Raw genomic sequence first — 13,151 nt, forward strand, 5'->3', positions numbered from 1 at the left:
GCGCTCAGGGCATGGTGTCCATGGCGACCTGCCGCCGCACCGGGCGAAAGGCGGCCTGACGGCGGGCGCAGGATCGGATGGCGGTCGCTCGCCCAGGCACGCCAGCGCGTGGGTCGACGGCGTCATCCATGAGAAACCGGCTGACGCGAGGCCGAATTCGGGATGACGTTGCCGCCCCCGCTCCTTCAGGCACCGCATGGGGCTGCGGTCAGAAAGTCCTTCAAGGCGATGTCGAAGCGCGGCGCCGATTCCCGGTTCACGATATGCCGCCCCGGCAGGGACAGGTGACGCCCGCAGCGCACCGCTTTGGCGATCATGGCCAATTCGGCGGGCGGGCAGACCGGATCGTCGTCGCCGGAAATCGCCAGCAGCGGATTGGCGATCTGGGGAAGGCGGTCGCGAAGATCCGCGCTGGCAAGCGCGGCGCAGCATCCCACATAGCCATCGACCGAGGTGGCGGCGAAACCGTCCAGGACCGCCTTGACCGTGGCAGGATGGGTCGCGCGAAAACCGGGCGTGAACCAGCGTTCCGCAGTCGCGGGAACAAGACCGCCAAGGCCGTTTGCCCGGACCTCGTCGATGCGGGCATGCCAGCTTTCGGCGGTGCCGATCCGGGCGGCCGTCGCGCAAAGAACCATGCGCCCAAGCCGCGCGCCGGCGTGGATGCCCAGCCATTGCCCGGTCAGCCCGCCGATGGACAGGCCGCAGAAATGGCTGCGCCTGATGGACAGCGCGTCCCACAGCGCGATCACGTCGCCGCCCAGATCGGCCAGACCGTAAGGCGGCACCGGCGCGCCGGACCTGCCATGGCCGCGGCGATCATAGCGCAGGATGCGGAAATCCTGGGAAAGGCTGGCGACCTGGGCGTCCCACATGTGCAGGTCGGTGCCCAGGGAATTGCAGAAGGTCAGCCATGGCTTCTTCCCTGCCGCGCCGTCGATGCGATAGTGAAGCCGGTGGGTGGGCAGGTCCAGATAGGGCATGGTCGGCCTTTCATGCGGATTTGGACGCGCGGCCGAAACCGCGCGCCTGTTTTCGGTGATGCTCAGGCGGCGGCAAGCCGCGTCGCGTCGCGGGCACGCCCGTTGGCAAGCGCAAAGACCAGCATCGCCAGGGCCGAGAGCGCCGCCGGGATCGCGAAGAGCATGAAGTTCTGCCCCAGCGGCAGTTCCCGTGCCAGCAGCACCCCGCCCAGCGTCGGCCCGACGATGGCGCCGATCCGGCCCACGCCCGAGGCCCAGCCAAGGCCGGTCGAACGGACCGACAGGTTGTAAAGCTGCGCCACGCTGGCATAAAGCAGGATCTGGGTGCCGATGGTCGTCGCCCCGGCGACAAAGACCAGCAGGAACAAGAGCCCCGGCGCCGGGTTGAAGCCGATCAGCGCAATCGAGACCGCCGCCGCGGCAAAGAAGCCCACCACGACCTTGGGCAGGCCGAAACGGTCGCCCAGGCGTCCGCCCATGATCGCCCCCGCCATGCCGCCGAAGTTCAGCGAGAACAGCGACAGCAGGCTGGCCCGTTCGGCATAGCCGGCCTCTTGCAGCACCTTGGGCAGCCAGGACGACAGCAGATAGACCAGCAACAGGCAGCAGAAGAAGGACAGCCACAGCATCAGCGTGCGCAGCGTCCGGCCGTGCCGGAACAGCTCCGCCACCGATGCCGATGCGCCCTTGGCCTCGGCAAAGACCAGCCGGTCCTCGGGGGCCAGCGGCGTGGCCGGGTCGATGCGGGCAAAGATGCGCCGCGCCTCGTCCTGCTTGCCCTGGCGGATCAGGAAGCCCAGCGATTCCGGCAGTTTCCACAGGACCAGCGGCAACATCAGCAGCGGCACGGCGGCGATGAAGAACATCGGCCTCCAGCCGAAGCTGGGGATCAGGCCGATGCCCAGGCCCGCCGCGACCATGCCGCCGACCGAATAGCCCGAAAACATCAGCGCGACCATGGTGCCGCGCAACCGCCTGGGCGCATATTCGTTCATCAGCGCCACCGCGTTCGGCATCAGCCCGCCGCAGCCCAGGCCCGCGATGAAGCGGAAGACCTTGAACTGCTCGGGCGAGTTGGCAAAGCCCGTCAGCACGGTGGCCGAGGTGAACAGCACGAAGCTGATCGCCACGCCCTTCTTGCGGCCGATCCGGTCGGCCAGCGGGCCAAGGATCAGGGCGCCGAACATCATCCCGAACAGCGCCCAGGCCTGCAGCGCGCCCGCCTGCGGCTTGGTCAGCCCCCATTCCACGATCAGCGTGGGCAGCACTGTGCCCGCCACGAACACGTCGTATCCATCGACCACCAGCAGCGCGCCGCAAAGCGCGACCACCCTCCATTGAAAGCTGCCGAACGGGCCTTGGTCGATGGCCTCGTTCACGTCTATGCTGCGCATTCCTTGTCTCCTCCCTGTCTCGTCGTTGAAATCGCGGTCAGCCGCTGTCGCCCCCCGCGACGGGCAGGACCGAGCCGGTGATGTAGGACGCCTCGTCCGAGGCCAGGAACAGGATCGGCGCGACCTGTTCGTCGATGCTGCCGTAGCGGCGCATGAAGGCGGATTGCCTGACCTGGTCCACGACCTCGGCCATCCAGCGCCGTTCGTCGGCGCTGTCGCCATCGGCATTGCGCGGGACGCGGCGCGGCGGCGCCTCGGTCCCGCCGGGGGCGGTGGCGACCACGCGGATGTTCTGGCCGGCCATCTCCATCGCCAGGGATTGCGTGATCGCGTTGACGCCGCCCTTGGCCGCCGAATAGGGCACGCGATGGATGCCGCGCGTCGCGTTCGACGAGACGTTGACGATGGTGCCGCCGCCGCGCGCCAGCAGATGCGGCAGGACCGCATGGCAGCAATACAGCGTCGGCATCAGCGACCGGCGGATCTCGGCGTCGATCTGGGCCGGTTCGAATTCGGCAAAGGGCCGCATCCGTATCGCGCCGCCGACATTGTTGATCAGGATGTCGATGCCGCCGAAGGTGCGGGCCGCATGGCGCATCGCCGCATCGGCGCCGTCCCAGGTTTCCAGGTCGGCGGTGAAGGCCGCGGCACCGCCGCCCGCTTCCGCCGCCACCTCGGCCACGAAATCGGCACGGTCCACGAACAGCACCCGCCCCCCTTCGGCCGCCGCGCGCAGGGCGACGGCGCGGCCGATGCCCTGCGCGGCCCCGGTCACGACCAGCACCTTGCCCGCAAAGCGACCGGCAAAGACGGCCCCGGTCATGCGATGGCCTTCAGCGGCGCGTTGGGGGTGAACTTCTCGTAATGGAAGCTGGCGGGCTGCACGCCCTGCCCGTCCAGGTAATGCCGCACGGCATCGACCATGGGCGGGGGTCCGCAAAGATAGACATCGACCCCGCCGGCGGCCAGCATGTCCTCGGGCATGTGCTGCGTCACCCAGCCCTTGCGGGGGTGGCCGGATGCGGGATCCGCCACCACGGTCGCAAAGGTGAAGTTCGGCAGGCGGCCGGCATAGGCGGCCAGCTCATCGACCAGCACCAGATCCTGATCGCGCGTCACGCCATAGACCAGGTGGATCTGGCGCCGCGACCCGGCCCGCGCCAGAACCTCCAGCATCGACAGGAAGGGCGCCAGGCCGGTGCCGCCCGCCAGGAACAGCAGCGGGCCTTTGCCGTCGCGCAGGTAGAAGCTGCCCATCGGCCCGGTCAGGTCCAGCCGGTCGCCCGGCTTCGCGCGCGCCAGCCAGTTGCCCATCAGCCCGCCGGGGATCTTCTTGATCAGGAAGCCCAGGCTGCGCTCGCCCGGAGCGGAGCTGAAGGAATAGGACCGATGATCGCCGCTGCCCGGCACGGCGATGTTGACATATTGCCCCGGCAGGAAGGCGGGAGCCTGCGCCTCGTCGTCCACCGCCAGCTCCAGCACCACGGCGGCGTCCTGATGCGGCTCGATCCGGGTCACGGTGGCGGCGAAAACCTGCTGGCCGGTCTTGCAGGCCAGCGAGGTCGTCGGCACCGACAGCACGCAATCCGAGGACGGCACCATCTGGCAGGTCAGGACCAGCCCCTCGGCGGCCTCGTCCTCGGTCAGGGCGTCGTCGATATAGTCGTCGCCCATGTCATAGGCGCCGCTTTCGGCGCGGCACTTGCAGGTGCCGCAAACACCGTCCGAACAGTCCATCGGCAGGTTGATCTTGTTGCGGAACGCGGCGTCGAGAACCTTCTCGCCCGGCTTGCAATCGACGAAGCGGGTGATCCCGTCCTCGAAATTCAATGCGATGCGATAGCACATGGTCGCCTCCTCCTTGCGGTTGTGCTGGGACGGGTCAGACGTGGTAGACGTCGATGACCTGGCGGATGTAGTCGTTCTTCAGGACGATCTTCTTGGCGGCGATGACCAGCCCGCCGTCGTCCTTGCGCAGGGTCACGAAGATGGTGCCGAAGAACTGGTCGGTGACCTTGTAGCGGTGGTTCAGCGTGTGGAAGTTGTAGCGCACGTCCACCTCGGAGCCGCGGTCCTCGACCACCTCGACGTTCTGGACGGCGTGGCTGGTGCGCGGCTCGGGGGTGGATGCGCCCGAACGCTCGGTCTTGATGCGAAAGACGCGATCCTCCAGCCCCTCGCGGTTCGGGTAGTAGATCAGCGAGATCTGGGATTGCGGATCCTCGGTGATCTGGTCGTTGTCGTCCCAGGCGGGCATCCAGTAGGGCGCATCGGGGGCATAGCAGGTCAGCCATTCGTCCCATTGCCGGTCGTCGAGCAGGCGCGCCTCGCGATAGAGGAAGGCGCAGATGGCATTGTAGTCCAGGCGGGTTGCGGTGTGATCCAGGCTCATGCCGCCTCTCCCTGCTTCTCGGCCGCGAGCGCGCTGCGCATGACCTCGGCCCAGTATTCGTGCTGGCAGACGAAAAGCCCCTCGTCCTCGCTGCGTTCGCCCGACAGCAGCGGCTTCAGCCCCATGCGCCGGGCATTCTCGTCCGGCCCGTCGATCCACAGCGGCGCGCCGCGCGACATGTCGTTCCACAGCGCCAGCGTGCCGGCGTAAGCGGTCTGGCAGGCGCGGAATTCCTCGAGGTCGTCCGAGGTGCCCATGCCCGAGACGTTGAAGAAATCCTCGTATTGGCGGATGCGGTGGGCGCGGTCCTCGGCGGACTCGCCCTTGGGGGCGAAGCAGAAGATGGTGACTTCGGTCTTGTCCACGCCCAGCGGGCGCACGACGCGGATCTGGGTGCTGAACTGGTCCATCAGGAACACGTTCGGATAGAGGCACAGGTTCCGGGTCTGGTTGACGATGAAGCCGGCCTTCTCCTCGCCCAGGCGGGCGGCGATTTCCTCGCGGCGGTTCCAGACCGGGCGGACCTCGGGGTTCCTGGTGTTGGTCCACAGCAGGATATGGCCGTTCTCGAAGCCATAGACGCCGGCGACCGACTTCGACCAGCTGTTGGCATCGACCGCCTTGGTGCCGGTCTCGCTGCGCCGGTCCATGGTGGTGGCATAGTTCCAATGCACCGAGCTGACATGGTAGCCGTCGCAGCCGTTCTCCATCTGCAGCTTCCAGTTGCCGTCGTAGATATAGGAGGAATTGCCGCGCAGCACCTCCAGCCCCTCGGGGGCCTGGTCGACGATCTGGTCGATGATGACCTTGGTCTCACCCAGGAAATCCTCGAGCGAGGCCACATCGGGATTGAGGCTGCCGAACAGGAAGCCGCGATAGCTTTCGAAGCGCGCCACGCGGGTCAGGTCGTGCGAGCCGTCCTTGCCGAACTGCTCGGGATATTGCGTGGTCTTGGCGTCCTTGACCTTCAGAAGCTTGCCGGTGTTCGAAAAGGTCCAGCCGTGGAACGGACAGGTGAAGCTGCCCTTGTTGCCCTGCTTGCGGCGGCACAGCATCGCGCCCTTGTGGGCGCAGGCGTTGATGACGGCATTCAGCGCGCCGGTCTTGTCGCGGGTGATGACGACCGGCTGGCGACCGATCCAGGTGGTGTAATAGTCGTTGATTTCGGGGATCTGGCTTTCATGCGCCAGATAGACCCAGTTGCCTTCGAAGATGTGCTTCATTTCCAGCGCGAACAGATCTTCGTTGGTGAAGATGTCGCGGCGGCAGCGGTAGAGGCCGGCTTCCTTGTCGTCCTGCACGGCAACGGCCAGCAGATGTTCCAGATCGCGTGCCTTTTCGATGATCGCGGACATGAGTTCTCTCCCCAGGGGGAGGCACGTTTCGCGCGCCAGCCCCTGCCGATGTCGGTGATGAAAGGTGGGTTCGGGCCGGGCGGCCGCCCCCCTTCCGAGGGGCCGCCCGAAGACGCGGGTCAGGCGACGGCGCGGCGGCGCTGTTCGTTGACCTGGTTGTCCACGCCGTCGATCAGCGCGGTCAGGTGGATGTCGAACTGGATCTCGGCGAAGGGGCCGTTGAGGTTGTTGGCGTGGATGCTGGCCTCGTCCGTGCGCTCGACGACCTTCGGCACCAGCCCCTCGCGGGTCGCATAGGCGAAGTCGTCGTCGATCAGCGGATCGCCCTCGATGTTGATCTGCGTGGTCAGCTTGCGGTGGCTGTCGGCGCTGATGAAGAAATGGATATGCGCCGGGCGCTGGCCGTGGCGGCCCAGGGCGGACAGCAGCTTTTCCGTCGGGCTGCCGGGCGGCACGCCGTAGCCGCTGGGCAGGATGCTCTGGAACTTGTAGCGGCCGTCCTGGTCGGCGATGATGGTGCGGCGCATGTTGAACGGCGCCTGCTTTCCGGTCGGGTCGAAATGCGAATAGAAGCCGCGGGTGTCGCAATGCCACACCTCGACCTTGGCGCCGGGCAGCGGCTTGCCGTCCGCGCCATGCACGGTGCCATGCATGATCAGCGTGTGCCCGTCGGCATCCGTGCCGTCGTCGAGCCGCGCAAAGCCCACCGATTCCGGGGCGCCGGCGACGTAAAGCGGGCCCTCGATGGTGCGCGGCGTCGGATTGTCGATCCCCAGCGCGGCGTCGATGGCGTCGAGCCGTTCGTCCAGGAAATGGTCGATGCCGAGTCCGGGCGAGATCAGCCCCGCCTGCCCGGCCGCGCCCAGATCGTTCAGCCAGGCCACGCCCGTCCAGTATTCGTCGGGGGTGATGTCCAGGTCGTCGATGGCCTTGAACAGGTCGGACATCAGCCGGTGGATGATCTGCTTCATGCGCGGGTTGCCGCTGTCGCTGTTCTGCCCGCTGAGTTCGCGCAGGAACGCCTGCACGTCGGGCCGGTCGAAAATCTTGACAGTCATGGTCTCTCCTCCTGGATTCTCGTGGAAACTGGGACGGGTCGGCTCCTCCGCCGGCCCTTTGGGAATGATGGCTCTAGCGGTCGTCCTCGCGGATCGAGGACGGGTGGCGCAGCAGGGGCGTCACCTCGATCCTCATGAAGGGAAACAGCGGCAGGCCCGACAGGATCTCGTGCAGCTCGGCATTGTCCCGGACGTCGAGGATGCTGAAATTCGCGTATTCGCCCGCGATGCGCCAGATGTGCCGCCACTTGCCGCTGGCCTGCAGCGCCTGCGAATAGGCCTTTTCCCGCGCGATGATCTCGGCCGCCTCGTCGGCGGGCAGGTCGCGGGGGATGTTCACATCCATCCGAACATGGAACAGCATCGTCATCCTCCTTGGCCGGCGGGGCGGGTCTTGCGGCGCAGGCCGTCGCGGGCAAAGAACGCCACGCGGTCGTCATCCAGCTGGATGCCGAGCCCCGGCCCGGACGGAACCGTCAGCGCGAAGTCGCTGTAATCCAGCGGCTCGCACAGGATCTCCTCGGTCAGAAGCAGCGGCCCGAACAGTTCCGTGCCCCATTGCAGGTTCGCGAAGGTCGAGAAGGCATGGGCCGAGGCGATGCTGCCCACCGCGCCTTCCAGCATGGTGCCGCCGTAAAGGCCGATCCCGGCGGCATCGGCGATGGCCGCCACCCGCAGCGCATTGAAGCAGCCGCCGCATTGCTCGATCTTGACGGCAAAGACATCGGCGCCATGCACCCTGGCGAGCTCGAAGGCCGATTCCGGGCCGGAAAGCGATTCATCGGCCATCAGCGCCGTGGGAAAGCGGCGCACCAGCCGCACCAGCCCCGCGGCCGCGGCCACAGGCTGCTCGACCAGCTCGCAGCCGGCATCGGCCAGGGCCGCCATGCCATGGGCCGCCTCGGTCTCGCTCCAGGCCATGTTCACGTCGACCCGCACCGCGGCGCGGTCGCCAAGCGCGCGCTTGATCGCCGCGACATGGGCGATGTCGTCGCGGATGTCGCGGGCGCCGATCTTCAGCTTGAAGATGCGGTGGCGGCGCAGGTCCAGCATGCGCTCGGCCTCGGCGATGTCGGTCGCGGTATCGCCCGAGGCCAGCGTCCAGGCCACCGCCAGCCGGTCGCGGCGCCGGCCGCCCAAAAGCTCGCTGACCGGCAGGCCCAGCCGCTTGCCATGCGCATCCAGAAGCGCGGTCTCGACGGCGCTCTTGGCAAAGCGGTTTTCCTTGACCGCCTTGCCGATGCGCGCCATCAGCGCCTGGATGCGGGTCGCGTCCTGGCCCAGCATCACCGCCGCGAAATAGGTGTCGATCGCCAGCTTCATGCTTTCGGGGCTTTCGCCGCCATAGGCCAGCCCGCCGATCGTCGTGCCTTCGCCGATGCCGACCACGCCGTCGCTGCAATGCAGCTTGACCAGCATCAGGGTCTGGCCGTTCATCGTGGCGACCGACAGCTTGTGCGGCCGGATGGTGGGCAGGTCGACCAGGATGGTCTCGACCCGGTCGATGACCGGGCTGACGGCGTTGGTCGGGGCAAGGGGTGCGAATGTCTGGTTCATGCCGGCAAGATTGCGGCCGGCCATGCCTTTCGTCCAACACCGTTTGGGTTTGATACTATGCTCTGAAGGTATTATACTGCGAATTATCCCGCATTTCAGCGGGTTGATCCGCCGCCAAATACCCAGGACGCGCGCAAGATTCGTCTGGCAGACAGGAGGGGCTTTCCATGGATTTGCGGCAGTTGCGCTATTTCGCCGCCGTCGCGCGAGAGCGCAACTTTACCCGCGCAGCCGAAAGCCTGCACATCGCCCAGCCGCCGTTGAGCCGGCAGATCCAGCTGCTCGAGGAAGAGCTGGGCGTCGTCCTGATCATCCGCAAGAGCCGGCCGATCAAGCTGACCGATGCCGGGCGCCTGTTCTATGAACAGGCCCTGCAGGTGCTGGGGCGGGTCGACCAGATGAAGGATGCGACGCGGCGGGTGGGCATGAACCGCAACCGGGTGCTGTCCATCGGCTTCGTGGCCTCGACGCTTTATGGCGGCCTTCCGTCGCTGATCAGGAAGCTGCGCCAGAACGCCCCCGAGCTGGATATCCAGCTGCTCGAAATGCTGTCGATCCAGCAGATACCGGCGCTGAAGGAAGGCCGCATCGACATCGGCTTCGGCCGCCTGAAGCACAGCGACCCGAATGTCGTCAGCACGCTCATGCGCGAGGAACGCCTTGTCGTCGCGCTGCCCGAGGGCACGCCCCTGGCCCAGGACGACGCGCCGCTGCCGCTTGCCGCCGTCGCCGGCCAGAAGCTGATCGTCTATCCCAAGGAGCCGCGCCCCAGCTATGCCGACCAGGTCCTGAGCCTGCTTCAGGACGAGGACATCCGTCCCTCCGAGGTGCTGGAGGTCCGGGAGATCCAGACCGCCCTTGGCCTGGTCGCCGCGGATTCGGGCGTCTGCATCATACCGTCGTCGGCCCGGCAGATGCGGTCCGACGTGCAGTATCGCCTTATCGACAGCCCGCGGGCGGTGTCCCCGGTGATCCTTTACCACCGCGCGGGCGATGCGTCGCGCCATCTCGACCTGGTCAAGCGGCTGATTGGCGACATGTATGCCGAAAAACCGGCCTGGCTTGAAGCCAACAACCTTCGCCCGCCACCTTCGGAAGGCCGCAGGCCCAACCGCGCGTAAGGCCATGCGCCGGGTTCGCCCTGGGGTGCCTGCCCTCATGCGGGGGCGCAAGCAGGGTTGGGACATGATCGACCGGGGGGGTGCGGTTTCTGCCGCCTTCCCGCCTTGCGCGTTGATCGACGGCGCTAGCCCTTGATGAGCCTGCGGCGCAGCCAGCCCGAGAAGCTGTCCATCGCCATCACCATCAGCACGATCAGCACCATGTAATAGGCCACGTCCTCCCAGTCCTTCTGGGTCTGGATCGCCTGCGTCAGCAACAGGCCGATGCCGCCGCCGACGATGGCGCCGATCACCGTGGCGCCGCGCGTGTTCGATTCCAGGAAATACAGCACCTGCGACAGCAGCACCGGCGTCACCTGCGGGATCACCCCGAACCGCGCCCGCTGCACGGCGCCCGCGCCGGTCGAGCGGATGCCCTCGACCTGCTTTTCGTCGATGTTTTCCAGCGCTTCCGAGAACATCTTGCCAAAGCTGCCGGTATCGGTCAGCAGGATGGCCAGCGCCCCGGTCATCGGGCCGGGGCCGAAGGCGCGGGCCAGCACGATGGTCCAGATCAGCCCGTCCACGCCGCGGATGAAGTCGAAGACCCGGCGCAGGCCAAAGCGCAGCGCGCCAAAGGGCATCATGTTGCGCGCCGCCATGAAGCCCAGCGGCAGCGCGGCCAGCGCCGCGCCGAAGGTGCCCAGGAAGGCCATCAGCACCGTCTCGAACATGGCCCAGATCACGTCGCCGTGCCGCCACATGGCGTTCGTCCAGAAGTCCCGCGCCATGGCGGCGACATTGGGCAGGCCGGAATCGAGGCGCGGCCCCCAAAGCGCGCTGGCGGCGATTTCGGGCCAGCTCATGTAGTGGAACGGGCTGTCGAGGGTAAAGAAGAACAGCGCCCAGCCCGGCTGGTAGCGAAAGGTCTCGACCTTGGAGCGGGTATAGGCGAAGCGCCCGGCCGGGGTGGTGACGCTGACCCGGCTGTCCGAGGCGTTGATCCAGTCGGGCAGCGGCTGGGGCGCGGTCAGGTGCAGCCCGCCGTCCTGGGGGCGGATGTCGATCAGCCCATAGCCCGGCACCTCGTAGCGCGCGCCCTGCGCGTCATAGGTGACGACATGGCCCTGGCCCAGGTCGATGCGGGTGGCGTCGCCCTGGGTGGCGATCCAGCCCGGCAGGCGGTCCGGCGGATAGGTGCCCTTGGCCTCGCCGTCGATGGCGACGCGCAAGGCGCCCGAACGGTTGTCCCGCGTCACATGGGTCTTGTGCTGCCAGAAATCCGACAGCAGCACCGCGGCATTGTCCATCCGCGCCCGCCCGGCCAGCCCGGCAAGGTCGAAGGCCATGGCGGCATAGGCCAGGTAGGCCAGGATCGCCAGCGGCACCGCAAAGGCCGCCAGCCGGCGGCGGGCGAAACGGGTCAGCACGGTATCGGCCAGGGCGGGGGAAAGCGTGGCAGCGGTCATGGTTCAGCCCCTTACCAGCCGGCTGCGCGCATGGTCCGACAGCCGGTCGATGGCGACGATGGCGACGAAGAGCAGCGCAAAGATCGCCACCACCTCGTCATAGCGGCCCATGCCCCATTGCATCGCCAGCTTCAGGTCGTAGCCGATGCCGCCCGCACCGACGAAACCCAGGATGGCGCTGGCGCGCAGGTTGATCTCGAACCGCATCAGCGCATAGGACAGCCAGTTCGGCGCCACCTGCGGCAGGACGCCCAGCCCGACCTGCTGGCTCCAGCCGGCGCCGACCGAGGCAAGCCCCTCGACCGGCTTCAGGTCGGCATTCTCGGCCACTTCGGAAAACAGCTTGCCGAGCGCGCCGGCGGTATGCAGCGAGATGGCGATGACCGCCGGCACCGGCCCGCCGCCGAGGATATAGATCAGCACCAGCGCGACCACGATCTCGGGCACGGCGCGCAGCGCGTCCATCAGCCGGCGAAACAGCCCCGTCAGCCGCGGCCAGCGCGCCAGCCCGCGCGTGGACAGAAGCGCCAGCCCCATCGCCATCAGCCCGCCCATGAGCGTCGAGACGGCGGCGATGTTCAGCGTCTCGACCAGCGAGGGCAGATGCTCGGCCAGAAGGCCGGGCAGGTTCGCGCGCTTCTGCCATGCCTCGGCCAGCACCTCCGAGGGGAAGGCCAGCAGCATCGGCAGCCCGTCGACGAAGCCGCCGGCATTGCGGCTTTCGGCCAGCCGGAACCCGGCCGCCATCATGGCGACGAAGATCACCAGCAAGAGCCCGCCATAAAGGCGGCGGCGGCGCGTCAGTTCCAGATAGGCGTCGCGGATGTCGTCCGGGGCAAGGGCGGCCATGAAGATCCTGCGGATGAAATGCGGATGCCGCGCCCCCTGGGGGACGCGGCCGGGGGCGCTTTACTGCGCCGTTTCCTGCAACTTGCGCGCGGCGACCACGCCCAGATAGGCGTCATGCGTCACCGGCACGAAATCCATGGCCTCGCCATGGGCGACGCCATAGGCGCAGTCCTTGTCGGTCTCGTGCAGGTCGGCGGTCAGTTGCGTGACCTTGTCCTTGACCTCTTGCGGCAGGGCCTTGCGCAGCACCATCGGCCCTTCCGGGATCAGCTTGGACTTCCAGATCTCGACCAGGTCGTTCATCTCGACCAGCCCGGCATCGGCGGCCTTGCGGAAGGCGCCCGAGTTATAGCCGTCCTCCCAGTCGCCCAGACCGTCGGCCCAGCTGACGCCGGCGTCGAAATCGCCGTTGGCGACGCCGATGATCGCCTGCTCGTGCCCGCCCGCGAAACGGACCTGGCCGAAGAAATCCTCCAGCTTGCCATGGGTCTCGGCCAGCTCGGCCCCCGGCACCAGGTAGCCCGAGGTCGAGTTCGGCTCGGCAAAGGCGAAGGACTTGCCCCTGGCGTCCTCGATCGAGGCGATGCCGCTGTCCTTGCGGGCGAAGCCGATGGCGTAATAGCCGGTCGAGCCGTCCATGTTCTGCTTGGTCAGCACCGGCTCGACCGCCTCGGGATCGGTCAGGTGGATCTTGGCATAGCCCGAGGCGCCCAGCCAGGCCATGTCCAGCGTCCCGCCCAGCAGGCCCTGGATGACGCCGTCGTAATCGGCGGGGGTAAAGACCTTGACCGGCACGCCCAGCTGGGCCTCGATGGCGGCGCGGTAGCATTCGTTCGAGGTCATGCGGTCCTGCGCGTTCTCGCCGCCCATGATCCCGAGGTTGAAGCCGGTGATCGGCTGGGCCGAGGCGGCCGAGATCAGGCCGGAGGTCAGGGCGGTGGCGGCGGCAAGCGCCAGGGCAAGCGGTTTCATGGTCTCTCCATGGGTTGCGGTC

General features: G+C 67.4%; 13 protein-coding genes. 1 reads left to right on the top strand and 12 read right to left on the bottom strand.

All coding sequences use genetic code 11. From position 1 onward, the window contains the following. Positions 1-185: 185 nt before the first annotated feature. The 9 genes from pcaD to IT40_RS12360 form a co-directional block, all read right to left on the bottom strand. Positions 186-983 (bottom strand): 3-oxoadipate enol-lactonase, encoded by a 798-nt coding sequence (gene pcaD / locus IT40_RS12320; protein ID WP_036755326.1) that lies wholly within the window; start codon positions 981-983, stop codon positions 186-188. Between the two features lie 62 nt (positions 984-1,045). Further along, positions 1,046-2,377, bottom strand: a complete 1,332-nt coding sequence (locus tag IT40_RS12325; RefSeq protein WP_036755329.1) for an MFS transporter — start codon at positions 2,375-2,377, stop codon at positions 1,046-1,048. Between the two features lie 37 nt (positions 2,378-2,414). After that, the gene (gene benD / locus IT40_RS12330) at positions 2,415-3,200 is read right to left on the bottom strand and encodes a benzoate diol dehydrogenase BenD (protein WP_036755332.1); all 786 of its coding nucleotides are present in this window, start codon (positions 3,198-3,200) and stop codon (positions 2,415-2,417) included. Then, complete coding sequence (gene benC, locus IT40_RS12335; protein WP_036755334.1) at positions 3,197-4,225, bottom strand: benzoate 1,2-dioxygenase electron transfer component BenC; 1,029 nt, start codon at positions 4,223-4,225, stop codon at positions 3,197-3,199. Before benC ends, benD begins: the two co-directional genes overlap by 4 nt. Before the next feature lie 34 nt (positions 4,226-4,259). After that, complete coding sequence (gene benB / locus IT40_RS12340) at positions 4,260-4,769, bottom strand: benzoate 1,2-dioxygenase small subunit (protein WP_036755337.1); 510 nt, start codon at positions 4,767-4,769, stop codon at positions 4,260-4,262. Further along, positions 4,766-6,124, bottom strand: a complete 1,359-nt coding sequence (locus IT40_RS12345) for an SRPBCC family protein (protein WP_036755340.1) — start codon at positions 6,122-6,124, stop codon at positions 4,766-4,768. Before IT40_RS12345 ends, benB begins: the two co-directional genes overlap by 4 nt. A 119-nt stretch (positions 6,125-6,243) precedes the next feature. After that, on the bottom strand, positions 6,244-7,182 hold the full coding sequence (gene catA, locus IT40_RS12350) for a catechol 1,2-dioxygenase (protein WP_036755343.1): 939 nt from the start codon (positions 7,180-7,182) through the stop codon (positions 6,244-6,246). Positions 7,183-7,255: 73 nt separating this feature from the next. Then, on the bottom strand, positions 7,256-7,546 hold the full coding sequence (catC, locus tag IT40_RS12355; protein WP_036755346.1) for a muconolactone Delta-isomerase: 291 nt from the start codon (positions 7,544-7,546) through the stop codon (positions 7,256-7,258). Between the two features lie 2 nt (positions 7,547-7,548). Next, a complete protein-coding gene (locus IT40_RS12360) occupies positions 7,549-8,763 on the bottom strand; it encodes a muconate/chloromuconate family cycloisomerase (RefSeq protein WP_279432831.1) in 1,215 nt (404 codons plus the stop codon). Positions 8,764-8,906: 143 nt separating this feature from the next. Here IT40_RS12360 and IT40_RS12365 point away from each other — a divergent pair, with 143 nt between their 5' ends. Next, positions 8,907-9,860: a LysR family transcriptional regulator gene (locus IT40_RS12365; RefSeq protein ID WP_036755349.1), complete on the top strand. Its 954-nt coding sequence runs from the start codon at positions 8,907-8,909 to the stop codon at positions 9,858-9,860. Positions 9,861-9,985: 125 nt separating this feature from the next. Here the strand turns inward: IT40_RS12365 and phnE (IT40_RS12370) are convergent, their stop codons facing one another. Genes phnE (IT40_RS12370) through phnD form a run of 3 tightly spaced genes read right to left on the bottom strand, consistent with a single transcriptional unit; the run spans position 9,986 to position 13,129 of the window. Further along, positions 9,986-11,308 carry a phosphonate ABC transporter, permease protein PhnE gene (gene phnE, locus IT40_RS12370; RefSeq protein ID WP_036755351.1) on the bottom strand — a complete coding sequence of 441 codons (1,323 nt, stop codon included), beginning with the start codon at positions 11,306-11,308 and terminating at the stop codon, positions 9,986-9,988. Between the two features lie 3 nt (positions 11,309-11,311). Beyond that, the gene (phnE, locus tag IT40_RS12375; protein WP_036755353.1) at positions 11,312-12,157 is read right to left on the bottom strand and encodes a phosphonate ABC transporter, permease protein PhnE; all 846 of its coding nucleotides are present in this window, start codon (positions 12,155-12,157) and stop codon (positions 11,312-11,314) included. 60 nt (positions 12,158-12,217) lie between these two features. Beyond that, positions 12,218-13,129: a phosphonate ABC transporter substrate-binding protein gene (gene phnD / locus IT40_RS12380; protein ID WP_036755356.1), complete on the bottom strand. Its 912-nt coding sequence runs from the start codon at positions 13,127-13,129 to the stop codon at positions 12,218-12,220. Positions 13,130-13,151: the final 22 nt, after the last annotated feature.

Source organism: Paracoccus versutus, from assembly GCF_000763885.1.
GTDB lineage: Bacteria > Pseudomonadota > Alphaproteobacteria > Rhodobacterales > Rhodobacteraceae > Paracoccus > Paracoccus versutus.